We start from the raw sequence: 23,643 nt of genomic DNA, 5'->3' as shown, positions 1-23,643 counted from the left end.
ATCAGATCTGGTCGACGGGAAGGCGTACGACGAGGCCGTCCAGGGCGGGAGACAGGGAGATCTGGCAGCTCAGTCGACTGAACTCGGTTGGTTCCAGAGCTGCTTCGAGCATGGCGTCCTCCATGTCCGATCGTGGCTCCAGGCCCTGGTTCCACGGAGGTTCGACGTAGCAGTGGCAGGTCGCGCACGCCGCGATGCCGCCGCACTCGGCCAGGATGCCCCGGACGCCGGTGCGGACCGCGGCGCGCATCAGACTCTCGCCGACCGTGCCGGAGCGCCGATGGACCGAGCCGTCAGCCGACACGAAGGTCAGCTCGACCGTCATCAGGACTCCGCCCCGGCGATCGAAGGGACCGAGGGGCCGGTCATCGGGTAGGGGGTCAGTTCGGTGACGCGCTTGCCGTCATCGCTGAAGCGGACCTTCGTGCGGAACATCATCCGGACGCGGTTGTCCTGCCACACGCCGTGGATGGGATCCACGCGGAAGAAGACCTGCCGCAGCCGGACGCCGGCCCGACGGAAGTTCTCGTACATGTCCGAGTCCTTGAGCCAGTCGAACTGGTCGTGGCTGAGCTGCAGCACATGCTCGATCTCGTCGGGCTCCTCCAGGAAAGTGGCCCGCCCCGTGACCTGGACATGCCGTGCCTGCGTGCGGCCGTCGAAGCCGTCCGAGGGCATGTGGGCGACGGTGTAGCTGACCCGTCCGTCGCGCAGGATGCTCGCGTACTTGCGCGTGTAGGTGAAGGTGTGCAGGTAAGCCCTCAGCCCGTCGCCGGCGAAGTGCATCATCGCGACGGACGGAAAGCCGTCCTCGTCCAGGACCGCGACTGCCCCGATCTCCTCCTCGCGCAGCAGCTCGGCGATGGCCAGCGTCGCGTCATCTGCAGTGGGTTGAGTGACCGCCATAGTGCCCTCCAGAGGTTCAATGTGTACGGCACCGTACCGTTGGACTCATGTGGCCGCAATGCTTCGCGCCCTGTCTCTAAGTCAAATGTGTACGGTAGCGTTTTGTTCATGGAGCTCTACGATGTAGTCATCGTCGGTGCCGGTCAGGCAGGCTGCACCACGGCCACGCGCCTACGCGCCCTCGGATTCGACGGAACAATCCTGTTGATCGGGGAAGAGTCCGCTCCGCCCTACCAGCGCCCGCCGCTCTCAAAAGGCCGCCTCAGGGCAACCGCGGAGCCCGCCCCGCTCGAACTGCGCCCTGTGTCTGTCTATGGTGACGAGCACATCGAGCTGCGACTCGGCAGCCGGGTCGACACGGTGGACACCGACCGGCGTTTCGTCGGCCTCGCGGACGGCACGAGAATCGGCTGGCACCGTCTGGTGCTTGCCACCGGGGCCGCGCCCCGCCTCCCCGCGTTGCCGGGAACCCAACTGTCTCAGGTGCACGTCCTGCGGGATCTCGATGACGCGGACAGACTGGCAGCCGCTCTGGGACCGGGACGTCGCCTCGTCGTCATCGGTGGCGGCTACCTCGGGCTGGAGGCCGCCGCCTCTGCCCGCGGCATGAAGACCGATGTCACTGTGGTGGAGGCGCAGGATCAGGTCCTGGCGCGCGTGGCAAGCTCCGAGGTCGCGTCGTTCCTGGAGCGGTATCACCAGTCACACGGCGTGCGCATACGCCTGCAATCCCAGGTCGAGGCCTTCGAACACGCCGGTGACGGACAAACGGCAGTGGTGCGGATGGCGGACGGCGCACACCTGGAATGCGACGCGGTACTTCTGGCTGTCGGTGCGTCGCCGCGAGTCGTGCTCGCCCGTCAGGCCGGCCTTGCCTGCCAGGGCGGCATCCCCGTCGACCTGCGCGGGGCCACTGGCGTTCCCGATGTCTACGCCGTCGGGGACGCCACCGTGCGCCCTGTGCCTCCCGACGGCCGCCGGATGCGTCTGGAGAGCGTGCAAAGCGCCAACGAGCAGGCCCGCAACGCTGCCGCGGACATCTGCGGCGTGCCCCCGCGCCCTCATGAGACGCCGTGGTTCTGGTCCGACCAGTACGACCTGAAGATCCAGATTGCAGGCCTCAGGGCAGATGCAGATGTGGCAGTGGTGCGAGGAGACCCCCGAGGCCCGGGTTTCGCGGTCTTCCACCTGAAGGGGGGGCGGTTGCGCGCGGTCGAGGCCGTCAACGCTCCCAGGGACTTCGCGTTGGGGCGAAAGTTCATCCGCGAGGGCGTCCACGTTTCGGCTCATACCCTCGCGGATCCGGCGACGCCGCTGAGGGACGCGGTGCTCACGGCAGATGAGTCCGTGCCCGGATGACAACCACCGGGACCGCAGCCAGAGCGGACCGCGGTGCTCGCTGTACCCGATGAACAGCGAGCCGTCGGTATCGGACGAGCCCCGGGCGCCGACGGCTCGTTCCCGGTCCGGGCGCAGGTCCGCGGCCGGCAGGCCGTCGAGGATGCGTCCGACGGGGCCGATCTGAGGGCAGCGTTCGATCTGAGCACGCCGCGGTGCGTGCTCAGGCGACACGCGGCTGCTCACCGGCGAGGCACTCGGGGAGGGTGTGGAAGGAAACAGCCCCAGCCGAGCTCGTCGGCTGGGGCTGCATCACTCGCCGGCCCTCTGGGGCCGGCTGCGGCCGCCTGCGGTGCCGTCCCCTGCTCCCGGCGGCCGCCCCATGCTCCATGCGGCATGGGGGGTCTGGTGATTACGCGGTTGTCGCGCCGCTGTTGCGGGCTGCTTCGTGGTCATGGTGGAGGAACTGGCGCAGCCGGGTGAGTGTGTGGGGGTGGATGCGGTGCCAGCCCTTGCGGTCGTAGAGCCAGGTCACACCGAAGCCGATCAGAAGACTGGCCAGGAGGCCGGCGCCCAGTGTGATCCAGGCACGGTCGAGCCCTGCGGCCGCCTGCGCGTCGAAGTACATGATGGCGCGTGTTCCGTCGGAGATGGCCCGCTGCGGTTCGAACTGGGCCAGGAACTGCCAGAACGGAGGCATCGCCTGCACGGGGATGGCGCCACCCGAGGTGGGGATCGCGGCCGCGACGAAGAAGATCATCGCGGCGACGATGCCCGGCCCGCCGAGGGCGGCCAGCACGGTCAGGGTGCCGATGCCCACCGCGGAAGCCGCAGCGGTACCGAACACCCAGAGCAACAGCGAATGCGGCAGGTCGAGGTGGAGAGCGAACGTGGACACTGCCAGGATCGCGGCGGACATGACGGCAGACGCGCCCACCATGATGAGGTACTTGGCCAGGAGGGTCTGGCGCCGGCTGATGTGCTGCGGCAGGGCAAGATGCCTCTTGGGACCCAACTCGTTCGCGCTGTAGCCGAGTGCGGAGTCGGTCGTTGCGTGGATGAGATTGGCTCCGAGGAAGCCGGACATCATCAGCAGCAGCGCATAGAAGAATGCGGTCATGCCCTGGCCCGTGCGGTCACCGAGGGGCGCTCCAGCCTGTGTGGTGACGGACACCGGGCCCTTCACAAGCGCCTGGTTCGCGGCCGGCACCGTGGCTCCTGCCTTCTGGGCCTGCTGCAGGATTCCCGTCGCGGCTCCCGATGAGGCGCCACGGACGGCGCTTTCGGCGATCTGCTCACCGATCGAGGAAGCCATGGACCCCGCACCGTGGTTGGTGAGAACCGTGACCGCCGGCTTCTCCGGGGCGGTGCCCAGGAGGCTGAGCATCTTGGTGCTGTAGTCGTGCGGCAGGACGACGGCCGCGAACAGTTCGTTCCGTCCGATCGCCTGTTTCGCCTCGGCGAGGGAGGCGAAGGTCCTCCACTCCACCGACCTGTGAGGCTTCTGCGGCTGCTCGGCGATGCCTGCCGTGACTTGACGGCCTATGTTCTGGTGCCCTGCCTCCTTGGTGGATACGCCCTTGTCCAGGCTGACCAGGCCGATCGGGGCATCTCTGAGGTCGGCGCCGGGATTGGCGACGCTGCCGTTGAAGAGCAGGGTGATGAGGCAGAGAGCAAGAGTGAGCAGCCCCGCCGGGACGAGCCACACCTGAGGGGTACGCAGCAGGCGTGCGGCTGTGGTGACCGCGGAGTGTTCGGGAGAAGCAGAGGGCATGGGATGCTTCCTGACAGCAGAGAAAGCTATGTATCTATAGCTTTAGGATTAGAGGTATTGGGCCTGATTGAACTGGGGAGTGTCCGCTGCGGGTGGTGGTGCCGCCTACGGGGTCGGTGCCAAGGTGCGTGCAAGTTCCCACAGGTCGGGCAGTGCGGCGCTGATGCGTTGCTCGGCGCCGGCCGGCAGCTGCTGCAGAGTCTCCGTGATCGCCTTGCCCAGGCTCTCGTTGACTTCGTCGCCGGCTGTGATCATCTTCCCCGTGGGGTGCAGCTCCACGAACCGTCGGTCGTGTGCGCTGGGGCGGCGGTCGATGAAGCCGTCGCGGGTCAGCTGGGTGACAAGGGTGCTCACGTTGTTGGGCTGCATGCTCAGAGCGGTGGCGATCTCGCGGACGCTGATGCCTGGCCGGCTGTCGATGAGGCGCAGAACCTCCACCTGGGCGAGCGGGCGAGCTGACTGGCCTGTCGGCGGCGTCTGGCGCTGCCGGAGCGCCCGGTGCAGTGTCCATGCAAGGCGGATCAGGTCATCGGGTAGCCGTTCGGGCTCTCGCTCGCTCACTCGCCCACTATACCTCTAAAGCTAGAGCTGTATCACTTGTCGAGCCGCGGCGGGTCGCGGGTGACTTGACGGGAGGGGTGAAGGGAATGACTCTAGCGTTAGAGGTATAGCTCTAGATTTACACACCCCCTCTCTCGCATCTTGGCGTTCCGCCTTCTATGCTGACCGTAAAGCAGGACATGAGTCCTCTTATTCAGGACTGGAGCCGCCATGAGTCCCTCCACCGTTTCGACCGGCCGACCGGCCGAGCCGGAGATCGAACGCTCTCTCACCCTGCATCTGCGCGGCGACTGGGGCACCGCGAACCTGCACCGGGTCTGCGGATGGATCGCCCAGGAGCTCGCGGACCGCTGCGGGCCCCACACCCGGATCGCCACGTGGAACAGCAGGGGCTTCAGCGACGCGGTACGGGCCGTGGGCCGGGGAGAGGTGCAGGTCGCCCTCACCACACCGACGGCTTTCGCCGCCGCGGCGCTCGACGGCCGCGGCGTCTACGCGGACGAGTTCTTCCCGGACCTGCGCGCTCTCGGCGTGGTGCCGCAGCGGGACCGCCTGGTCGTGGCCGTGCACAAGGACCTCGGCGTCACCACCTTCGCCGAACTGCGTCAGAGCAAGCCCGCCCTGCGGCTCGCCACCTCGGTCCACGACGGCGTCAACCACGTGGGACTGGCCGCCCATGAGCTTCTGACACGTGCGGGCGTCGACGTGGTCGGCTGGGGCGGCGAACTGCTTGAGGACGAGCGGCCGTTCGAGTCGTTGGACCACGCGACGGAGGGACGGGCGAACGCCATCGTCCATGAGGCGATCATGCTGCCCGCGTGGCAGGAGATCGGCCGCCACTTCAACTTCCTCGAAGTCGAGGACGACGTCCTGGACAGCCTTCATGACGACTTCGGCTGGCCGGCGGCAGTCGTCGACGACGAGTACTTCCCTGGCCGGACGGCCTTCAAGACCCTCGACTTCTCGGACTTCCTCGTCTGTACCCGCGCCGATCTCGCCGGGGACGTGGCCTACGCCATCGCGTGGGTGCTGGGGGAGACGCGGCACCTCATCGAAGGGCAGTACCGGCACCTGGCTCCGGAACGCAGCCCCATCACCTATCCGCTCGACCCCGTCACCATGGGCAGGACCACGATCCCCCTGCACCCCGGGGCCGCCCGCTACTACGACGCCCTGCCCACCGCATGACACCGGCCCAGGCCCGCAGGCTCGCCGTGGAAGCCTCCCATGCTCTGGCCGCGGCCGGCCAGGGCGACATGGTCTGGGGGCACGTTGCCGTGCGCGACCCGGACGGCCGCGGCATCTGGATCAAAGCCCCGGGCTGGGGCCTCGAAGAGGTCCGCGACGACCGGCTGCAGCTCGTCTCCCACGAAGCCGAGGTGCTCATCGGCGACGGGAGCGCGCACAAGGAGTGCCACATCCACCTCGAGGTGCTGCGCGCTCGCCCGGAAGCGCACTGCAGCGTGCATACCCACGCGGTGTCGGCCATCGCGTTCGCCGCCCTCGGTGTGCCCCTCCTGCCGCTCTCCCACGAGGGCGCCCTGTTCGGGGGCGAGGATGTGCCGAGGTTCAGGGAGACGGGAGGACTCGTCAGCAGTTCCGAGCTGGGGCAGAAGCTCGCCGCGGCTCTCGGCGAGGCCCCCGCCGCCCTCATGCCCAAGCACGGGCTCGTGGCCGCCGGACACACCGCTGCGGCAGCCGTCACGCACGCCGTACTGCTCGACAGCGCCTGCGCCATCCAGCTACGGGCCCAGGCGGCTGGTCGGGCGGTCGTCCACTCCGACGCCGCAGAGGCCCGCGCCAAACGTGCCCAGTGCTGGCCTGACAGCCAGCTGGAGGCCGGCTACCGCTACCTCGTCCGGAAAGCGGCCACCACGGCCGCCGCGCGCGGCTCGCTTTCGTGCCCAGCCTGACGCCGGGCTCCGCAGCTTCCGCACTTTTCACAGGGTGTGCCCCCGTCACACCGGTTTCCTGATCCACAGCAGAAGGACTAGTGCCATGACCGACCAGCCCAACTCCGCCGCAGCCACCGACTGGACCACCCTGTCCACCGGGGACGGACCGATGCGCGTCTTCGTCGCGCGGCCCGCACAGCCCACGAACCGGGCCGTGGTCGTCCTGCAGGAGGCTTTCGGAGTCAACGACCACATCCAGGACATCGCACGCCGCTACGCCGCGCGTGGCTTCCTCGCCCTGGCCCCGGACCTGTTCCACCGCAATGGTGTCGGCACCCTCGCCTACGAGCAGCACGCCGAGGCCATGCCGCTGATCGGCGCCATCGGACCGGACGCGATCGTCACCGACGTCGAAGCCGCCCTGACGCACCTGGCCGAGAAGGAGAACGTGCCCGCCTCCCGTACGGCGATCCACGGGTTCTGCTTCGGTGGCCGCGCCGCCTTCACCGCCGCCACCGGCATCCGCGGCCTCGGCGCCACCGTCGTCTTCTACGGCCCGGGCATCGCAGCCGGCCCGCACGCGGTCCTGGACCGGGCCGCGAACATCGACTCCCCCATGATGCTCCACGTCGGCGCCGAGGACCCCACCATCCCCGGCGACCAGGTAGCGGCCATCGAGGGGGCTCTCACCGCCGCGGGCGTTCACTTCGAGAGCTACGTCTACGAAGGTGCCGGGCATGCCTTCGCCTGCGACGCCCGCCCGCACATGTACGTCGAGGACAGCGCGGAGCGCGCCTGGCAGCGCACCCATGCCTTCCTGGACGAGTACCTTCCCGCAGCCTCCTGATCGCACTCCTCCCGACGAAACAAGGACGTTTCATGGGTACTGTCACCGAAGTCGTCGCGGTCGTCTGTTCCGACCAGCCTTCCCGCACCGTCGAGCGGGACGAGCACCTTCTGCTGTCCCCTCCGCACCCCAATCCCTTCCCGGTGAAGCTCTGGCGCGATCACGAGCCCTTGAGCGTGGTGCACTTCCCCCACGCGTACGAGTCCGTGCCGTTCGCCCCGCCGCGTGGCGTCTACGAGAGCGCCCAGGTCCGCGTCGAATGGCAGACGATGGACAACCGGCAGCCCTTCTACCACCGCAACTGCGACGTCGACGAGATCTCCTACCAGATCGCCGGCGAGCGCACCCTGATGACCGAACTCGGCACCGTCGAGCACCGGCCCGGGGAGTTCTCACGGCTGCCCCGCGGTGTCGCCCACGACAACTACGGGCGGCGCGAGAGCCACCTGCTCTTCTACACTCCCGCCCCCGTCCGCGAGGAACGCCCCCCGGTCAGGCGGTCCGAAGCGGTGTTCCCGCCCTTCCCCGGCTGGGAACCGGGCAACATCAACGAGGCGGTCACCCAGTGCATGGGCACGCCCGGTCATGACATCACCGTCGCCCCTGTCGACGAACAGCGGCTGCTGGAACAGGTGCACGCCGAGAAGGAACGCCTCAGTGTCCTCACCGGGGCCGACGAAGTCGGCATGACCTGGCTGTACTGCTCCGCCGGCTTCCGTCTGGGGTCCGTGCGGCTGCGGCCCGAGAGCGAGCGTGTCTACCGGCGCACCCTGGACGCCGACGAGATCCAGTACCAGATCAGCGGCCGCCGCACTCTGGTCAGCCAGCGCGGCATCGCCGAGCTGGGGCCGGGCGACTTCGTCCGTATCCCGCTCGGTATCGCGTACACCAGCGTGTGCGCCGAAGCCAGCGAGCACATCGCTCTGTTCGCCGACCGCGAGCTCCCGCAGATCGCCGAAACGACCAGGACCGCCGAGCCGTACACCCCCGAACGCCTGGCCGCGCTGCAGCACTGAAACGATGTAGGAGCCACACATCATGAACGCCATGCTCGCCGCGCGCGCCCAGAAGGGCTCCGACGCGCTGCACCTGCACAAGGTCGCCATCCCTGAGCCGGGACCCCAGGACGTCCTGGTGAAAGTGGCCTCCGCCGGCCTCGCCCCGGGGATGATGACCCTGCTCGCCCAGGGCGCCTTCACCCACCTGCCCACCACACTCGGGCACGAGGCCGCCGGCACCATCGCCGCCGTGGGCGGCGAGGTGGAGGGGATCCACGTCGGCACTCGCGTGCGGGTGCACCCCAACCTCAACTGCCGTACCTGCGGATACTGCCGCTCCGACCGGGACATGATGTGCCCGCAGCAGGCGATGATCGGACACGCCGCCTTCGGTGACGTTCCCATGCCGCTGTACGACCGCTACCACGACGGCGGACTGGCCGAGTACATCCGGGTACCGCACTGGCTCGTCGACACCCTGCCCGACAGCGTGTCCTTCGACGTCGGCGCCAAGGTCCACGACCTCGCCAACGCCATCCGTGCCCTCAAATGCGCCGACCTGCCGCTGGGCGCCACCCTCGTGGTCACCGCCGCCACCGGCACGATGGGCACCGCCACCGTCAAGCTCGCCCGGCACTTCGGCGTCTCCCGGCTCATCCTCGTCGGACGCAGCTCCGAGCGGCTGGACGCGGTCCGGCCGCTCGCGGGTGACATACACACCGACGTCGTGGCACTTGAGGGACTGCCGTCGAACTGGGCGAAGGAAGGCGGTCTTACCCGCGCCCTGCGCGCGCTGGTCCCGCAGGGCGCGGACGCGGTCCTCGACTTCGTACCGGAAGGACCTGCCACGTCCCAGGCGCTCGCCGCCCTGGCAACCGGCGCAAGCCTCGTGCACATGGGTGCCAACCGCAGCCCGCTGCTGTTCCCGATGATCGCCGTCATGGTCAACTGCTGGCGCATCGTCGGCACCCGCGCCTGCACTCGCACGGATGCCCGGGAAGCTCTCACCCTGCTCGGGCGGGGCGCGCTGGATGCGGAGGAGCTCATCACCCACCGCTACCCACTGGCCGCAGCGAACGAAGCCGTCGCCGCGCTGCAGAACCGGACGGAACCGATCTGGATGGCGGTGGTCAACCCGTGACCGCGGCTCAGCAGCTTCCCGTACTCGTCGTGGGCGGCGGTCCTGTCGGCCTGACCGTGGCGAATCTCCTCGCGGCCCGCGGCGTGCCACTCATCCTTGCCGAGCGCAACGCCTCCACCAGCGATGAGGCCAAGGCCATCAGCCTGGACGACGAGTCCCTGCGAACCCTGCAGACAGCAGGTCTCGCGGACAAGGTCCTGGAGGTCGTCGTCCCCGGCACCGGAACCCGCTACTACGACCGCAAGGGCCGGCCGCTCTTCCACGCCCGCGGCCCGCAGCCCTACCGTCTCGGCTTTCCGTTCAAGAACCAGTTCGCCCAGCCCGAACTGGAAAAGCTCCTCCTGGACGAGCTGAAGTCCCGTCCCCAGGCGGACGTCCGCTTCTCCACCGAGCTGGTCACCGTGACGGAGAATCCCGACGGTATCGGCGCCACCGCCGCGATCCGGTCACCCGGTGACACCGTCACGGAAGATCTCCAGGTCAGCTGGGTCCTGGCATGTGACGGGGGCCGCTCCACCGTACGAGAACTGCGTGGCATCGACATGACCGGCACCAGCCACCAGGACGTCTGGCTGGTCGCCGACACCACCGGCGACCACCACGACGAGCGCTACGGCATGCACCATGGCACCCCCGACCGGCCCACGGTGATCGTGCCCGGCCGCGGCGGCCGCTGCCGTTACGAGTTCCTCCTGTACCCCGGGGAGGGCGAGAAGGGAGCGAAGCCCGACTTCGAGACCCTGCGCGCACTCGTCGCGCCCTACCGCCCCCTGACCGAGGACCAGGTGGAACGCTGCACCGTGTACACCTTCAATGCCGTCGTTGCCGACCGGTGGCGCGACGGGCATGTCCTGCTGCTCGGTGACGCCGCGCACATGATGCCGCCCTTCGCCGGCCAAGGGCTCAACTCCGGTGTCCGGGACGCCGCGAACGTTGCCTGGAAGATCGACGACGTGTGGCACGGCCGCGCCGGAGACAGCCTGCTCGACACCTACGAGGCGGAGCGGCGCCCCCACGCCACCGCGATGGTCCGCTACTCCGAACGACTCGGTGATGTCGTTATGACCACCGACCGGCGCCGCGCTCTCCTGCGGGACATCGCCGCCCGGACTCTGCTGCGTATACCACCGGGGCGCCGCTACCTCACCGAGATGCGGTTCCGTCCCCACGCGCGGCACGAGACCGGCCTGGTGGTCGGAGACCACGCGCTGACGGGTACCCAGCTTCCCCAGCCACGGGTCCTGGTCCCGCCGAGCCTGCACCCCCAGTGGTTCGACCAGGTTCTCGGCCGGTCCTTCGCTCTGCTGGGCATCAACGTCCCAGACGCCGCCTGGCAGTGCTTCGACGGCACCCACTGGCCGGACGACAAGTTCGACATCAAGCGGATCGACGTGCTGCTGGACGACCGGCTGCCCTCGGCGGCGGCAGCACGCGAAGCTGTCGCGGACGCGGACGGCCGCCTGGAGGAAGCTCTGGCTGCTGCCCGTAACCGGTTCGTCCTGGTCAAGCCCGACCGTTACATCGCTGCCGTCATGGGACCCGACGACATTCCTGCCGTCGCCGAGGCATTGCGCAGGAACACCCGGTGACCTCGATCCCGACGACCACGGCCGCCGTATGGGTCTACGAACACGGCGGCCCTGAGCAACTCGTCCACGAACAGCGGCCCCTGCCCGCCCTGGGCCCCACCGACGTGCTGGTGGCCGTCAACACCGCCGCCGTCTCGGGCTGGGACCTGAAATACCGCCGCGGACTGCAGCCCGGCACGAAACTCCCGGGCCGCAACCCCTTTCCCATGCCCCAACAACTGGGACGTGAAGCCGCAGGAACGGTCGTCGCCGCCGGACCCGACACCCAGCTGCTGCACGTGGGCGACCGGGTAGCGGCCGTCGTCCATCCTGAGAACCCCTATGCCCCGGAAACCTACCGGGGCCTGGGGAACCTCTCCACGGGCATCGCCATCCCCGGCCACCAGGCACCGGGCGCCTACGCCGCGTACGTGGTGCGCGACGAGCGGCTCTTCCTGCCGGTGCCCGACCACGTCGACCTGGAACAGGCAGCCATCACCCTGTGGCCCTACGGCACCAGCCACCGCGTCCTGCGCGACCGGCTGCGGGTCACCGCGGGCGACACCCTGCTCGTGACCGGAGCCGCCGGCCCGATGGGCCTGGCCACCATCCAACTCGCCCAGCTCTTCGGCCTGCGCGTCATCGCCACCACCCGACACACGGAGCGAGCCGACGCTCTGCGCACCACCTGCAGTGCCGAGGTGGTCGTCACCGACGACCTCGACGCCGCTCGGCACGCCGTACGGGACCTCACCCACGGCCAGGGCGTCGACCACGCGGTCGACTACTCCACCCACCGCGACCTCCTGCGTCTGGCCCTGGACGTGCTGCGGCTGGGGGGCAGGCTCTGTCCGGCGGCCGGTGAACAGAACCCGCCGGGCCCGATGCCGTTCACCGTCTTCGACCTCACCCGTCTGGAAGCCGACATCGTCGGCGTCCGCGGAGCACGGCACGAGGACGCTCTGCGTGTGATGGCCCTCCTGGCCGACGGCAGGCTGCACTCACGGGTCGCGGCACGCTTCCCGTTGGCCGAGGCTGCGAAGGCCCACGAACTGATGGAACAAGGCACCACCGTCGCCGGGCGCATCCTCCTCAAACCCGGGACCTGAAAGCGCGCGGGTGGCCGGTTCCTGCCCTGACCCGGCCACCCGCGTTTCCTCATCGCACGAGAGAAGAAGCTCTTGCCCACCCTCACCACCGTCGCAGTGGCCCGCACCGGCGAGGACACCTTCCACTGGGAACGCGCCGTCCTCGACGATCCCGGCCCAGGCGAAGTCCTCGTCCGCCTCGTCGCTGCCGGCCTGTGCCACACCGACCTGTCCGTCCTGGCCGGCCGCCTGCCCACCCCTCTGCCCGCCGTCCTGGGCCACGAGGGAGCAGGAACCGTCGAAGCCGTGGGAGCCGACGTAGCCGGCATCGCCCCCGGGGACCACGTGGTGCTCTCCTTCAACTCCTGCGGCCACTGCAACGCCTGCCGCACTGGCCGTCCCACCACCTGCGAGACGTACTTCCCCCTCAACTTCCGGGCCGCACGCGCCGATGGCACCACACCGATCCACACCGAGGACGGCGCACCGCTCGGCGGCCTGTTCTTCGGACAGTCCTCGCTGGCCCGGCACGCCGTCGTCTCCGCGCAGAGCGTCGTCCGAGTCGACGTCGCGGACGAGGAGGAACTCAGCCTGCTGGCACCCGTCGGCTGCGGAATCCAGACCGGAGCCGGAGCGATCCTGAACCTGCTCAAGCCCCACTACGGTGACAGCGTGGCCGTCTTCGGCGCCGGGGCAGTGGGACTGTCCGCCGTCATGGCCGCCCGCCTCACTCCCGCCCGCACCATCGTGGCCGTGGACGTCGTCCCGTCGCGGCTGGCCCTCGCCACCGAACTCGGCGCCACCCACACCATCGACAGCAGCAAGGAAGATCTCCGGTCCCGCCTCGCCGACCTCGTCGGCCCCGGCGGCCTGACCTACATCGTCGAAACCACCGGCGTCCCCTCACTGCTGGAACTCGCCGCCACGGCCATCGCCGCCGACGGAACCGTCGCCGTCATCGGCGCCCCCTCCGCCGGCAGCCGGGCCTCCTTCGACATCAACTCCCTCATCGACGGCCGCACCATCCGCGGTGTCACCGAGGGCGGCAGCGACCGCACCACCTTCATCCCCGCCCTCATCGACCTGGCACGCCAAGGACGCCTGCCCTACGAGAAGTTCGTCCGCTTCTACGCCGAAGACCGGCTCCACCAAGCGGTGACCGACGCCCGCTCCGGCCACACCATCAAACCGGTGATCTGCTTCGACAACCAGAAGGGGGAGGAACGATGAGCCTGCCGCACGCCCGCAACCTGATCGACGGCCAGTGGCACGACGGACACGCGACAGGCACCGCCTGCGCACCGGCCACCGGACAGCCCATCGGCACCTTCGCCGACGCCGGAGCCGTCAGCGCCCGCCACGCCATCGACGCGGCCCGCCGCGCCTTCAAAGACACCCCTTGGGCCCGCGACCGGCAGCTGAGAGCCCGCGCCCTGTCGGAGCTCGCCGACCGGATGTCCGCCCGGCGCGACGAACTGGTCGATCTGCTCTGTCTCGAGAACGGCAAACGGCGAGCGGATGCGGCCATGGAGATCGACTCCGCCATCCCCAAACTGCGCTACAACGCAGCCCTCGCCCTGACCGACACCGGCCGCGCCGCGGAAACCAGCCCGCACAGCTACTCGATGACGATCCACCAGCCCGTCGGCGTCGCCGCCGTCATCGTCCCGTGGAACTCTCCCGTCATCCTGGCGGTGCGCTCCTTCGCCCCCGCCCTGGCCGCCGGCTGCACCGTGGCCATGAAGATGCCCGCCCAGACCGCCCTGACCAACGGCCTGCTGTACGAGATCATCGCGCAGACCACCGCGCTGCCAGCCGGTGTCGTCAACGCCTTCACCGAGTCGGGGAACGAGGGCGCCCCCCTTCTCGTCTCCGATCCCGGTACCGATGTCGTCAGCTACACCGGCTCGACCGCGGTCGGCCGCGTCATCATGGCGCAAGCCGCCCGGCATCTGAAGGGCTGCTCGCTCGAACTGGGCGGCAAGTCCCCGATGGTCGTTTTCGACGACGCCGACCTGGACACGGTCGTTCCCGTGCTCACCGCTGCCGTCACCACCTTCTCCGGCCAGTTCTGCATGGCCGGCAGCCGCATCCTCGCCCAGCGGTCCGTAGCCGACGAGCTCCGCGGGCGGCTGATCACCGCTCTGCAGTCGGTCCCGGTCGGCCCGGACGCCGATCCAGGAGCAGCCATGGGCCCGGTCATCGACCGGGCCCAGGCACTGCGCATCGACTCCCTGGTCGCCGAATCCGCCGGCTACGGCCGGGTCCTCGTACGAGGTGGGCTGCTCACGCCCGACGGCGACGACGCCTTCGTACGGCCGAGTCTGGTGGAGTTGGACGACCTCGCGGCCCCGCTCGTCCAGCGGGAGGTGTTCGGGCCGGTCGCCACCTTCGAGGTGTTCGACGACGAGGACGATGCCGTTCACCGGGCGAACGCCACCGAGTACGGCCTCGCCGCCTCGGTCTGGAGCCGGGACGTCGACCGGCCGTTGCGGGTCGGGCGGCGCCTCGACGCCGGAACCGTCTGGATCAACGGCTGGGGCGTGATCCGCGACCAGTTCGAAGAGGGCGGATTCAAGCAGAGCGGCGTCGGCAGGCTCAACGGCCCCCGGGCCCTGGCGGAGTTTCAGGAGATCAAGCATCTGGTCCACACCCCCGGCGCCGGCTGACGCAGGGCTCCCGTGGTGCGGCACGGGAGCCCTGCGCACAGCGGACGCCACAGGCGTGCCGGGGCCGGTGACACCGGTCCCGGCACGCCTGTCATGCGCAGGGCGCCACGGTCATCGGGGAGCGGGGGCCATGGCTGGCGACTGATGTGTCAGTTCGGGTGCCCGCGTCTTTGGCAGACAGGCCACAGCCACCGCTCCGAACATGGCCGGCACGGTGAACGCGTAGAACCCGGCCTTGGGAGAGGCGACCCAGGTGGTGACGGCCGCGAGGTAGCTCGGGCCCACGATGGCGCCGAAGCGTCCGACTGCGAGACCGAAACCCATGCCGATGCCCATCAGATGGGGCGGGTAACTCGCCGCCATGCAGCCCACCACCAGGCTCTGGGTGCCCAGGGAACCGACTCCCGCCAGTGCCGAGAGCAGCAGCAAGACGGGGCGTGGCTGGGGGGTGCTCCGCGCGAGGAGCGCACTCGCGGCATACGTGTGCAGCATCAAGCGCGCGTGCGGAGCTCGACGTCGTCGGCTCCGCACGGCCGGTGAGCCTCAGCCCCGCGCCTCGCGGACGCACACGTTGCGGGTCTCGCCCAGGCCCTCGATGACGGTCCTGAGGGTCTGACCCTCCTTGAGGTAGACCTTGGGGTCACGCCCGTCGCCGACGCCGCCCGGCGTGCCGGACAGGATCACGTCGCCCGGCTGCAGCGTGATGATGTCGCTGATGTAGGAAATGATGTCGGCGATCCCGAACAACAGGTCCGACGTGCGGGAGATCTGCATCACCTCGCCGTCCACCTCGCAGCGGATCTCCAGGTCCGGCTCCAGGCCGCCGAACTCGTCCGCCGTGACCAGTTCGGGCCCCAGGGGTGTGGTCGCCTCGAAGGTCTTGCCCGCCAGGAACTCCCTGGTGCGGCGCTGGTATTCGCGCACGGTCACGTCGTTGGTGACGGTGTAGCCGGCCACGTAGTCGAGGGCCTCGGCCTTGGGGGCATGGCGGGCGACCCGGCCGATGACGAAGGCCAGTTCCGCCTCCCAGTCCACGGTGTCGCTCACCGTGGGCAGGATGACCGGGTCACCCGCGCCGATGAGGGAGCCGTCGTACTTCGCGAACAGTGTGGGGTACCGCGGGGTGTCGCGTCCCATCTCCTTGATGTGCGTGGCGTAGTTCAGACCGAGGCAGATGATCTTGTTCGGGTGCGGGACCACCGGGGCGAAGGCGGCCTCGGAGGCGTCGACGCGCTCGCTTCCGCCGGCGGCGCCCGCCCGGACCCAGTCGTCACCCGAGTTCAGCAGGTCCCCCACGTTCGCGTAGGGGAGCAGGACGTAAAAGCCCCCCTCGCGCCGAGCGGCCCGGGTTCCGTCACCCGTCCGCAAAGTCGCCAGTCGCATGCCTGATGCACCTCTTCCCTTCATTGACTGATTCCGAGGTCGATCGTACGCTAGGTGCGACATGCAGGATAGATGTCCTGCTAAGCGAGACAAAGGAGGGGTGGCATGGCAATCACCGGACTCGGTCACACGGGACTGTGGGTCTACGACCTGCCGAAGATGCGGGACTTCTACGAGCGCGTCATGGGGCTGAGCGTCACGGACGAGGACGAAGGCCTGCAGATCGTCTTCTTCAGCGCCCGGCCCGACGAGGAGCACCACGAGTTCGTGCTCCAGTCCGGACGGACCTCTCCCATCGGCGACAAGCAGCAGCACCAGATCTCCTGGCGCGTGGAATCGATCGAGGACATCCGCACCTTCCACCGGCGCTTCGAGGAAGAAGGGGTCAAGGTGCAGCAGGAGGTGACGCACGGCAATGCCTTCGGGATCTACTTCTTCGACCCCGAGGGGAACCGCAACGAGGTCTACCTGCGCATCGAACGGGACGTACGGCAGCCCTTCCGCAAGACCATCGACTTCAGCCTCCCGGCGGAGGAGATCTACGCGGAGGCCGAGCGGCTGCTGAGCGACGGCGGCGCCGCCTACCAGCCGGTCCAGTAGCCAGGATCGGGTCCCTCACTCTCTGTTAGGTAGCCTGTATGTCGGGATCCGTCTCTCGTGACGTGGGAATCGGGCAGGGGCGCCGGGGGAGGAACGCGACCGCTGACCGAGCGCTGGACATCCTCCTCATGTTCGACGACGACCGGCTGGTCCTCTCCGCCGCCGACGTGGCGGACCGTCTCGGGGTGGCCCGGTCGACCGCCTACCGGTACCTGCAGAGCCTGACCGGCAACGGCTTCCTGGAGGAGAAGGGCGGCTCGGGATTCCGGCTGGGACCCCGGGTCGTCGATCTCGCACGCCTGGCACGCAAGGGCGTGGGGCTGTCGGACCTGGCACGGCCCATCATGCGAGGACTGGTGAAGCGCACCGGCATGCCCGCCCTGCTCACCCGCAGAACCGGTCGCACGGTCGTATGCCTGGAACGCGAGGACGCGGGCACGTCACTGCGTCTTTCCTACGAGCGAGGGGAAGTCCTGGCCATCAACGCGGGAGCTTCCGCGCTGGCCCTGCTCGCCTGGGCCCCCGCGGAGGAACTCGACGAACTCCTGGCCAGCCCGTTACCCCGCTACACCGATGCCACCCACGCCGATCCCGCGGGGCTGCGTGCCCACCTCGCCGAGATCCGGGAGCAGGGATATGCGGTAGGCCATGGCGAACTCGACCCGGACGTCCTCGGGATCGGCGCCCCGGTCAGAGGGGACGACGGCAACGTCATCGGGGCACTCAGCGTGGCGGCCTTTGCCCACCGGGTGCCGGACAAGGAAATTCCACACCACATCGAGGCCGTGTGTCAGGCGGCCGACGAGCTCTCGGGCCGAGCGGCGCGCATGGGGATCGGCTGAACGGCGGCCCATAGCCCGCGACACCCGTACGATGTCCTGCATGACAGGACGTAAGTCAGATAGGGCCGCTCCGGCGGGCCAGTACCGGGAACGCAACTCGACCGCAGACCGTGCGCTCGACATCCTCGGGCTGTACTCGCAGGACAAACTGTCCCTCTCCGGCCAGGAAGTGGCGACCGCTCTGGGGACGGCCCGCTCGACCGCATACCGCTACCTCCAGAGCCTGGTCGGCAGCGGGTTCCTGGAAGAAGACCCCCAGGGCGGGTTCCGGCTCGGTCTGCGGGTCCTGGAACTGGCGCGCCTGGCCCGCCGGGGATACGGACTGTCGGAGATCGCTCTGCCGCTGATGCGGGAGCTGTGTGCCGAGGTCGGCGAGACGGTACTGCTGACGCGCCGTGCCGGAGGCGCCGCCATCTGCGTGGAGCGATGCGAGGCAGAACATCCGGTGCGCATCTCCTACGAACGCGGCAGCGTGCTCCCGGCCAACGCCGGCGCCTCCGCCCTGGCGCTGCTCGCCTGGCTGCCCGAGCAGGAGTGCCGTGAACTGCTGGAGGCGCAGAGACTGCAGCGCTTCACCGCGCGCACGATGACCGACGTCGACGATCTCATGGCACGGCTCGCTCAGATCCGGCAGGACGGCTTCATCGTCAGCCGGGGCGAACTCGACGCCGACATCCTCGGCATCGCCGCCCCGATACGCGGGTCGTCCGGGGCCGTGGTGGCCGCGCTGAGCATCGCCGCACTGGAGCACCGGGTGCCGGACCGACGGCTCGACGAGGTGGTCGCAGCGGTCCGCCGTGCCGCTGAACTCATCAGCGGCCAGCTGGCGGTCGTCGGGGACTGACCAGAGGGCCCGCCGAGGGTGTCGAGGGTCAGATGGGTGTCGGCTGGCGGCCGTTTCGCACCGGACAGGGCCGATCACCATGACGACGGCCGCGGTCGACATCCGTCCGTCTGGCTGAGCGCGGTGACCTTCGCCCCTCGCGGGAAGAAGACGCTACGCGACCGGGTACGGGAGCAGGCCGCCCGCTGTCTTTTCCCAGGCGGCCCTCAACTCGGTCAGCAACTCCGTTTCGATCCCCGCGAGATCAGCCTGTTCGCGTGCGTCGTCCGCCAGGTTGTACAGGTGATCGCTGCCGGCGCTGTCCCGATGGTACTTCCACCCACCACGCCGCAGCGCCCGATTGCCCCTCACCCGCCAGAATAGGTCATGCTCCGGTGTCTTCTCGCCCCTCAGCAAATATCCGGCGAGGCTGGTGCCGTCCAGTGGGTACGCCGGGTCGGGCCGGGCGCCGCCCACCTCCAGCAGGGTCGCGGTCCAGTCGGGGGAGAGGTTCGGTTCATGGCTGACCTGGTGGCCCTCGATCCGGGCCGGCCAGCGAAGGATCGTCGGCACCCGGATGCCGCCCTCCAGCAGGAGGGACTTCCCGCCGCTGAGCGGCCACTGGTAGGAGTAGCGCTCGCCACCGTTGTCGCTGGCGAACAGCACCAGCGTGTTCTCCTCTTGACCAGAACGGCGCAGCGTCGCGAGGACCTCGCCGATGGCCGCGTCCAGGCTTTCCACCATCTGTGCGTACTTCTCCACCGAGCCGCCGTCCTGGTGGTAGAGCGCCGCTCCGACTTCCATCGGAGTCTTCGCGGCCCGGATCCGCGCCGCGATGACGGCACCGGTCTCCGCGTCGTCCTCGGTCAGCCACGGCCAGTGGGGGGTGGTGAAGTTGAGGTTCAGCAGCCAGGGCGTGTCGTGGTTCCGGACGATGTACTGCACGGCTCGTTCGGTGAGGACCTCGGTGTAGTAGCGCAGGTCCTTGTACTGGGCATCGCCCTCGTAGAGGTCGTGCTCGCCGAACTGGCCGAGCTTGGATAAGTACTCCAGGATGCCGCCGAGGTTGCCGAAGAACTCGTCCCAGCCCGACTTGGTGGGGCTGTAGTCGGGCAGCCAGCCGCAGTGCCACTTGCCGATCAGCGCGGTGGAGTAGCCTGCCGCTTTCAACAGGGAGGCGAGGGTGGGGTGGGCGGGGTCGAGCCCTTGCGTCCTGTCCGCGACCGGCTCGGCCCGCCCGCCGGGCGTCCGGCCCGGATAGCGCCCGGTGTAGAGGCTGAACCGGGTCGGTGAGCAGGTCGCGGACCCGGAGTACGCGTCGGTGAACCGCACTCCCTGACGGGCCAGCCGGTCCAGATGGGGGGTCCGGATGTGCGGGGCGCCGTACGAGGAGAGGTCTGCCCAGCCGAGGTCGTCAGCGAGGATGACCAGGATGTTCGGGCGCTTGTGGGACCGGGCGCCGGGGCGGGCCCTGAACGGCCGCTCGGCGGGCGCCGCCTCGGCTGCGCCGGCCGTGGTCACGAGACCCCCGCCGACGAGACCACCGAAGGTACGACGGGATCCTTCTGGCATGAGTGATCCTCGGGTGGGTCGGTCCCGAGAGGGACGGGAGACCGGCAACCGGGACCGCGAGGGATCGGGAAGCCGGCCGAGAAGGCCAGGAAGAGGAAGGAGGAAGTCGGGCGGAGAGCTGCTTTTGGACGGCGCCAACCGAAAGACGCAGCAGAGCAGTACTGGCCGAGTCCATGTCTCAGGCGACGCACACTCCCGGCACCGCTGCCGTGCGCATCACGACCGGATGGGAGATCGAGCCGTCCGGGTAGAGCGTCAGCGTGCTCTGGAACTCCTCGGTCAGGAACGCGTCTCTGAGAGAAGTCAGGGTCTCCCAGACGGCCACGTTCGTCAGCAGGCGGCTGTCGCCGACGCCGCGGTACAACTGGGCGGAGACGAAGCCGGGCTGCGCCTTCATGATCAGGGAATCCTGGCGCCAGATGTCGATGACCTTGTCGACCTGTCCTTCGGGTGCGAGGAAGGTGTTGACGAGAGTGACGGGCTGTCCGTCGTCCGGTCCCTGGAGCTGTGCCAGGAACGGGGCCGAGGGGTCGAGGTCCTTGAGCTCGATCATGTGAACTCCTCCGGGAGCAGGTCAGGCGCTGTGGGAGCCGGTCATCAGCCCGGCCAGGTCGTCGGGCTTGATGAACGAGGGGGGCGGGGGCGGCCCCCAGTTGAACAGTCCCTTGGCGCCCTCGAAGACTTCCGGCTTCCACAGCTGGTCGTCGACGATGCAGTCCAGGTCCGAGTAGTACTCGGAGAAATTGCCGGCGGGGTCCTTGAGGTACCAGAAGAAGTTGGAACCGGCGTGGTGGCGGCCCAGGCCCCACACGTGGCGTTCGGGGTGGTCCTCCAGCATGGCCGCGGCACCGCGGCCCACTTCGTCCACGTCGTCGACCTGCCAAGAGGTGTGGTGCAGGAACGCCACCGGAGCCGCGAGCACGAGGACGTTGTGGTGATCGGTGGAACAGCGCAGGAAAGCGCCGACGTCGCCCATCAGGTCGGACACCTTGAAACCCAGGCCGTCACGGAAGAAGCCGGTGGTGGCCTCGAAGTCGGTGGTGCCCAGGACCGCGTGCCCCAGCTTCCGGGGGCGGACCCGATCGCTTCGCAGCAGGGCGGGCGCTCGGGTGCCGGTGCGTTCGACGCGTCCTGGGCCGTTGTAGGGAGTGGGCGGGGTCTCGGGCTGGGTGACGCGGGGTTCCACCTTGAGAACGGCGCGGACGCCGGTGATCTTCTCGTAGGCGGTGAGGGTGCCGGCCTCCTGCAGGGCGGAAACACCCAGCCGGTCCAGCCGGGCGGCGGTGGCGGAGAGGTCGTCGGGGGAGTCGACGCCCACGGTGATCTCGACGAGCCGACGCGTGGGCGTGTGGACGACCTGGAGCTGGCGTCCTCCGTCACGGGTGCCGAACCAGCCGTCCCCTTCGGGTGTGAGCCCGAAGTCGGCGTAGTAGGCGGCGGTCTGGGTGGTGTTGGGGACACCCATGACGATGGAGGACAGACGGTGCAGAGCCATGGTGAACTCCTGGACGCGGGAAGTGCGTGGTGGTGGGGGAGCAGGCTTCAGGCGCGGAAGGTCTGGCGGAGCTCGCCGATGCCCTGGACATAGCTCACGAGGACGTCGCCGTCGGCGAGCCAGCGCTGCGGTGTACGGCCCATTCCGACACCCGCAGGGGTGCCGGTGAAGACGACGTCGCCGGGCAGCAGGGGAAGGACGGCCGACAGCCGGGCCACCAGCGCGGGCACGGAGAAGATGAGGTCCCTGGTCCGGCCCTTCTGCACCTCCTCGCCGTTGATCGAGCAGCCCAGCTCGAGGTCATCGCTGTCGGCCAGAGCGTCCGGCGTGACCAGGTACGGCCCCATGGGGGTGAATCCGGGGAAGGACTTGCCCAGCCCGAACTGAGGTGCTGGTCCCGTGAGTTGGGTGATGCGCTCCGAGATGTCCTGGCCCACGGTCAACCCCGCGATGTACGACCAGGCGTCGTCCTCACCGACCCTGTGGGCGGGCTCGCCGATGACGGCGACGAGCTCGACCTCCCAGTCCGTGTGGCCCTCTTCGGGGAGCCGGACTTCGGTGACGGGGCCCGTGATGCTGGAGACGTACTTGGTGAATACGGGCGGCAGGGTGTCGGGGGCCGCGAAGCCGGACTCGTCGGCGTGGGCGAGGTAGTTGAGACCTACGGCGAGCACCTGCCGCGGAGCGGGGGCGGGTGAGCCCAGGTCCGTGGCCGCGAAGGGCCGACCCGCGGGCAGCCCGGCGCTCGCAGCCCACGTACGGAAGGCGGTCCAGCGCTCGTAGACCTCTTGGGGATCGGGGCCGAACCGGCCGTCACTGGCCTGCTCGACGTCGACGGCCGTGTCGTCGTCGGTGATGATGACGAGACGTCCGGACAGGTTGGCGGTACGCACGTGCTGCTCCTCTGAGGGGTGGGGGTGTTGTGCGGGTGGTCACACGAGGGGGGTGATCTTCTCGTCGATGCCGAGCAGGGCTTTGCCGTACACCTCGAACGCCACCGTCGGCGCGGCGACTGCGTGCCGGCCCGCGGTGTTGGCGTCGCGCCAGATCCGCTGCAGGGGGTTGACGTCGGCGAAGGAGCCCGCGCCGTGCACGCTGACGAGGGTGTTGATCGCTTCCAGCACGTTTTGGATGGCCCAGCCGGTGTCCGCCCGCACCCGGGCGCGCTGGGCGAAGTCGAGATACACCCCGTTCTGCGCGGCCTGGTCGATCTCGGCCGCAGCGCGTTGCGCGTGGAGCGTGGCGGTGTCGATCCGCAGGGCTGCCTCGGCGATCTGCAACTGCACGGCGACCGACTCGGCCTGCGTCTCGTAGAAGGTGTACGAGATCGGCTTGCGGGAGGACTTCTCCGTGACGTACTCAAGTGCCGCGCGGCCCAGCCCCAGTTGGGGGCCGGCCAGGACCAGGGCCAGGATGGGCACGAAGGCGGAACGGGACAGGACCTCGTCCGTGTGCTCGGTCGGATACCGGCCCTCGATGGCGGCGGGCACGGACAGGACCCGGTGCTCGGGCACGAAGATGTCCTCGGCGATCAGACAGTTGCTCGCGGTGCCCTTCATCCCCGCGACGAACCAGGTGTCCTCCAGGGCGAGGTCACCGCGGGGCACGAGCGCGAGTGCCTGGTCCACCACCGCGCCGTCCTCGTCCGTGAGAGGAACACCGAGCACGGCCCAGTCGGAGTGCGAGGAGCCTGAGTTGTAGTACCAGCGGCCCGAGACCTGCCATCCGCCGTCGACCTTGGTCGTCGTGGAGGTGGGGCTGAGTACCCCGGTGACCCGGGCGTCGGGGTTGGCGCCGAACACGTCGTCCTGGGCTTTGGAGGGGAAGAGGCTGGTGAGCCAGTTACAGACGTTGACGAGGGTGACCACCCAGGAAGTGGAGCCGTCTCCCTCGGCCAGGGCGGCCGACACGTCGAGCATGGTGCGCATGGACGTCTGGTGACCGCCGTACCGACGGGGAGTGGCGAGCTTGAACAGGCCGGCGTCGGCGATGGCGTCGATCACCGGGTCCGGCACCCGGCGGCCGGTCTCCGTGGCAGCCGCGTGCTCACGCAGCAGTGGCCGCAGGGCTGCGGCGCGGGCGACGAGGTCCTCATGAGTCGTCATCGTGGTGCGCTCTTTCTGTCATCGGCGGGACAAGTGGT

General features: G+C 69.2%; 24 protein-coding genes. 13 read left to right on the top strand and 11 right to left on the bottom strand.

The genetic code is table 11. From position 1 onward, the window contains the following. Nucleotide 1: 1 nt before the first annotated feature. The gene (locus ACIQ1J_RS31035) at nt 2-325 is read right to left on the bottom strand and encodes a 2Fe-2S iron-sulfur cluster-binding protein (RefSeq protein WP_403562046.1); all 324 of its coding nucleotides are present in this window, start codon (nt 323-325) and stop codon (nt 2-4) included. Next, nucleotides 325-906, bottom strand: coding sequence for a pyridoxamine 5'-phosphate oxidase family protein (locus tag ACIQ1J_RS31030; protein WP_403562044.1), 582 nt, complete (start codon nt 904-906; stop codon nt 325-327). The genes ACIQ1J_RS31035 and ACIQ1J_RS31030 overlap by 1 nt, the downstream gene beginning before the upstream one ends. 108 nt (nt 907-1,014) lie before the next feature. Between ACIQ1J_RS31030 and ACIQ1J_RS31025 the strand changes: the two genes are divergently transcribed. Then, nucleotides 1,015-2,265, top strand: a complete 1,251-nt coding sequence (locus ACIQ1J_RS31025; RefSeq protein WP_403562042.1) for an NAD(P)/FAD-dependent oxidoreductase — start codon at nt 1,015-1,017, stop codon at nt 2,263-2,265. 391 nt (nt 2,266-2,656) lie between these two features. Here ACIQ1J_RS31025 and ACIQ1J_RS31020 read toward each other — a convergent pair whose 3' ends face one another. Together ACIQ1J_RS31020 and ACIQ1J_RS31015 are read right to left on the bottom strand one after the other, a co-directional pair. Beyond that, nucleotides 2,657-4,018, bottom strand: a complete 1,362-nt coding sequence (locus tag ACIQ1J_RS31020) for a DUF3533 domain-containing protein (protein ID WP_403562040.1) — start codon at nt 4,016-4,018, stop codon at nt 2,657-2,659. A 105-nt stretch (nt 4,019-4,123) separates the two neighbouring features. Beyond that, complete coding sequence (locus ACIQ1J_RS31015) at nt 4,124-4,579, bottom strand: MarR family winged helix-turn-helix transcriptional regulator (protein ID WP_403562038.1); 456 nt, start codon at nt 4,577-4,579, stop codon at nt 4,124-4,126. 210 nt (nt 4,580-4,789) lie between these two features. Here ACIQ1J_RS31015 and ACIQ1J_RS31010 point away from each other — a divergent pair, with 210 nt between their 5' ends. From ACIQ1J_RS31010 to ACIQ1J_RS30970, 9 genes are all read left to right on the top strand, one after another. After that, a complete protein-coding gene (locus ACIQ1J_RS31010; RefSeq protein ID WP_403562036.1) occupies nt 4,790-5,767 on the top strand; it encodes a TAXI family TRAP transporter solute-binding subunit in 978 nt (325 codons plus the stop codon). Further along, on the top strand, nt 5,764-6,492 hold the full coding sequence (locus tag ACIQ1J_RS31005) for a class II aldolase/adducin family protein (RefSeq protein WP_403562034.1): 729 nt from the start codon (nt 5,764-5,766) through the stop codon (nt 6,490-6,492). Before ACIQ1J_RS31010 ends, ACIQ1J_RS31005 begins: the two co-directional genes overlap by 4 nt. Nucleotides 6,493-6,577: 85 nt before the next feature. Beyond that, nucleotides 6,578-7,321, top strand: coding sequence for a dienelactone hydrolase family protein (locus ACIQ1J_RS31000; protein ID WP_403562032.1), 744 nt, complete (start codon nt 6,578-6,580; stop codon nt 7,319-7,321). 32 nt (nt 7,322-7,353) lie between these two features. Continuing rightward, the gene (locus ACIQ1J_RS30995; protein WP_403562030.1) at nt 7,354-8,337 is read left to right on the top strand and encodes a hypothetical protein; all 984 of its coding nucleotides are present in this window, start codon (nt 7,354-7,356) and stop codon (nt 8,335-8,337) included. A gap of 22 nt (nt 8,338-8,359) precedes the next feature. Continuing rightward, nucleotides 8,360-9,460: an alcohol dehydrogenase catalytic domain-containing protein gene (locus tag ACIQ1J_RS30990; protein ID WP_403562028.1), complete on the top strand. Its 1,101-nt coding sequence runs from the start codon at nt 8,360-8,362 to the stop codon at nt 9,458-9,460. Next, entirely contained in the window at nt 9,457-11,049 is a 1,593-nt protein-coding gene (locus ACIQ1J_RS30985; RefSeq protein WP_403562026.1) for a bifunctional 3-(3-hydroxy-phenyl)propionate/3-hydroxycinnamic acid hydroxylase, read from the top strand. Before ACIQ1J_RS30990 ends, ACIQ1J_RS30985 begins: the two co-directional genes overlap by 4 nt. Continuing rightward, nucleotides 11,046-12,137 (top strand): zinc-binding alcohol dehydrogenase family protein, encoded by a 1,092-nt coding sequence (locus ACIQ1J_RS30980; RefSeq protein WP_403562024.1) that lies wholly within the window; start codon nt 11,046-11,048, stop codon nt 12,135-12,137. The genes ACIQ1J_RS30985 and ACIQ1J_RS30980 overlap by 4 nt, the downstream gene beginning before the upstream one ends. 72 nt (nt 12,138-12,209) lie before the next feature. Continuing rightward, complete coding sequence (locus ACIQ1J_RS30975; protein ID WP_403562022.1) at nt 12,210-13,346, top strand: NAD(P)-dependent alcohol dehydrogenase; 1,137 nt, start codon at nt 12,210-12,212, stop codon at nt 13,344-13,346. Next, a complete protein-coding gene (locus ACIQ1J_RS30970; protein ID WP_403562020.1) occupies nt 13,343-14,785 on the top strand; it encodes an aldehyde dehydrogenase family protein in 1,443 nt (480 codons plus the stop codon). Before ACIQ1J_RS30975 ends, ACIQ1J_RS30970 begins: the two co-directional genes overlap by 4 nt. Before the next feature lie 111 nt (nt 14,786-14,896). Here the strand turns inward: ACIQ1J_RS30970 and ACIQ1J_RS30965 are convergent, their stop codons facing one another. Together ACIQ1J_RS30965 and ACIQ1J_RS30960 are read right to left on the bottom strand one after the other, a co-directional pair. Continuing rightward, entirely contained in the window at nt 14,897-15,277 is a 381-nt protein-coding gene (locus ACIQ1J_RS30965) for a hypothetical protein (RefSeq protein ID WP_403562018.1), read from the bottom strand. 51 nt (nt 15,278-15,328) lie between these two features. Then, entirely contained in the window at nt 15,329-16,168 is an 840-nt protein-coding gene (locus ACIQ1J_RS30960; RefSeq protein WP_403562016.1) for a fumarylacetoacetate hydrolase family protein, read from the bottom strand. A gap of 105 nt (nt 16,169-16,273) precedes the next feature. Between ACIQ1J_RS30960 and ACIQ1J_RS30955 the strand changes: the two genes are divergently transcribed. Genes ACIQ1J_RS30955 through ACIQ1J_RS30945 form a run of 3 tightly spaced genes read left to right on the top strand, consistent with a single transcriptional unit; the run spans nt 16,274 to nt 18,454 of the window. Further along, nucleotides 16,274-16,768, top strand: coding sequence for a VOC family protein (locus tag ACIQ1J_RS30955; protein ID WP_362484749.1), 495 nt, complete (start codon nt 16,274-16,276; stop codon nt 16,766-16,768). Nucleotides 16,769-16,806: 38 nt separating this feature from the next. Then, the gene (locus tag ACIQ1J_RS30950; protein WP_403562014.1) at nt 16,807-17,610 is read left to right on the top strand and encodes an IclR family transcriptional regulator; all 804 of its coding nucleotides are present in this window, start codon (nt 16,807-16,809) and stop codon (nt 17,608-17,610) included. 40 nt (nt 17,611-17,650) lie between these two features. After that, nucleotides 17,651-18,454: an IclR family transcriptional regulator gene (locus ACIQ1J_RS30945; protein WP_403562012.1), complete on the top strand. Its 804-nt coding sequence runs from the start codon at nt 17,651-17,653 to the stop codon at nt 18,452-18,454. A 153-nt stretch (nt 18,455-18,607) separates the two neighbouring features. On the opposite strand, the gene ACIQ1J_RS30940 is transcribed toward ACIQ1J_RS30945, so the two are convergent. From ACIQ1J_RS30940 to ACIQ1J_RS30920, 5 genes are all read right to left on the bottom strand, one after another. Continuing rightward, nucleotides 18,608-20,005, bottom strand: a complete 1,398-nt coding sequence (locus ACIQ1J_RS30940; protein WP_403562010.1) for a sulfatase — start codon at nt 20,003-20,005, stop codon at nt 18,608-18,610. A 178-nt stretch (nt 20,006-20,183) separates the two neighbouring features. After that, the gene (locus tag ACIQ1J_RS30935) at nt 20,184-20,558 is read right to left on the bottom strand and encodes an antibiotic biosynthesis monooxygenase family protein (RefSeq protein WP_403562008.1); all 375 of its coding nucleotides are present in this window, start codon (nt 20,556-20,558) and stop codon (nt 20,184-20,186) included. 21 nt (nt 20,559-20,579) lie between these two features. Continuing rightward, nucleotides 20,580-21,500, bottom strand: coding sequence for a VOC family protein (locus ACIQ1J_RS30930; RefSeq protein ID WP_403562006.1), 921 nt, complete (start codon nt 21,498-21,500; stop codon nt 20,580-20,582). Between the two features lie 47 nt (nt 21,501-21,547). Next, complete coding sequence (locus ACIQ1J_RS30925; protein ID WP_403562004.1) at nt 21,548-22,393, bottom strand: fumarylacetoacetate hydrolase family protein; 846 nt, start codon at nt 22,391-22,393, stop codon at nt 21,548-21,550. Nucleotides 22,394-22,432: 39 nt separating this feature from the next. Next, nucleotides 22,433-23,605, bottom strand: a complete 1,173-nt coding sequence (locus tag ACIQ1J_RS30920; RefSeq protein WP_403562002.1) for an acyl-CoA dehydrogenase family protein — start codon at nt 23,603-23,605, stop codon at nt 22,433-22,435. Between the last annotated feature and the right edge of the window lie 38 nt (nt 23,606-23,643).

Origin of the sequence: Streptomyces sp. NPDC097107, from assembly GCF_044762405.1 — a bacterium.
GTDB classification, from domain to species: Bacteria; Actinomycetota; Actinomycetes; order Streptomycetales; family Streptomycetaceae; genus Streptomyces; species Streptomyces thinghirensis.
This window is presented reverse-complemented; position numbering and strand designations above follow the sequence as displayed.

Bases quoted from the DNA above. Each gene is read 5' to 3' on its own strand.
- ACIQ1J_RS31035 (WP_403562046.1), bottom strand. From the start codon at position 325: ATGACGGTCGAGCTGACCTTCGTGTCGGCTGACGGCTCGGTCCATCGG.
- ACIQ1J_RS31030 (WP_403562044.1), bottom strand. From the start codon at position 906: ATGGCGGTCACTCAACCCACTGCAGATGACGCGACGCTGGCCATCGCC.
- ACIQ1J_RS31025 (WP_403562042.1), top strand. From the start codon at position 1,015: ATGGAGCTCTACGATGTAGTCATCGTCGGTGCCGGTCAGGCAGGCTGC.
- ACIQ1J_RS31020 (WP_403562040.1), bottom strand. From the start codon at position 4,018: ATGCCCTCTGCTTCTCCCGAACACTCCGCGGTCACCACAGCCGCACGC.
- ACIQ1J_RS31010 (WP_403562036.1), top strand. From the start codon at position 4,790: ATGAGTCCCTCCACCGTTTCGACCGGCCGACCGGCCGAGCCGGAGATC.
- ACIQ1J_RS31005 (WP_403562034.1), top strand. From the start codon at position 5,764: ATGACACCGGCCCAGGCCCGCAGGCTCGCCGTGGAAGCCTCCCATGCT.
- ACIQ1J_RS31000 (WP_403562032.1), top strand. From the start codon at position 6,578: ATGACCGACCAGCCCAACTCCGCCGCAGCCACCGACTGGACCACCCTG.
- ACIQ1J_RS30995 (WP_403562030.1), top strand. From the start codon at position 7,354: ATGGGTACTGTCACCGAAGTCGTCGCGGTCGTCTGTTCCGACCAGCCT.
- ACIQ1J_RS30990 (WP_403562028.1), top strand. From the start codon at position 8,360: ATGAACGCCATGCTCGCCGCGCGCGCCCAGAAGGGCTCCGACGCGCTG.
- ACIQ1J_RS30970 (WP_403562020.1), top strand. From the start codon at position 13,343: ATGAGCCTGCCGCACGCCCGCAACCTGATCGACGGCCAGTGGCACGAC.
- ACIQ1J_RS30965 (WP_403562018.1), bottom strand. From the start codon at position 15,277: ATGCTGCACACGTATGCCGCGAGTGCGCTCCTCGCGCGGAGCACCCCC.
- ACIQ1J_RS30960 (WP_403562016.1), bottom strand. From the start codon at position 16,168: ATGCGACTGGCGACTTTGCGGACGGGTGACGGAACCCGGGCCGCTCGG.
- ACIQ1J_RS30955 (WP_362484749.1), top strand. From the start codon at position 16,274: ATGGCAATCACCGGACTCGGTCACACGGGACTGTGGGTCTACGACCTG.
- ACIQ1J_RS30950 (WP_403562014.1), top strand. From the start codon at position 16,807: ATGTCGGGATCCGTCTCTCGTGACGTGGGAATCGGGCAGGGGCGCCGG.
- ACIQ1J_RS30945 (WP_403562012.1), top strand. From the start codon at position 17,651: ATGACAGGACGTAAGTCAGATAGGGCCGCTCCGGCGGGCCAGTACCGG.
- ACIQ1J_RS30940 (WP_403562010.1), bottom strand. From the start codon at position 20,005: ATGCCAGAAGGATCCCGTCGTACCTTCGGTGGTCTCGTCGGCGGGGGT.
- ACIQ1J_RS30935 (WP_403562008.1), bottom strand. From the start codon at position 20,558: ATGATCGAGCTCAAGGACCTCGACCCCTCGGCCCCGTTCCTGGCACAG.
- ACIQ1J_RS30930 (WP_403562006.1), bottom strand. From the start codon at position 21,500: ATGGCTCTGCACCGTCTGTCCTCCATCGTCATGGGTGTCCCCAACACC.
- ACIQ1J_RS30920 (WP_403562002.1), bottom strand. From the start codon at position 23,605: ATGACGACTCATGAGGACCTCGTCGCCCGCGCCGCAGCCCTGCGGCCA.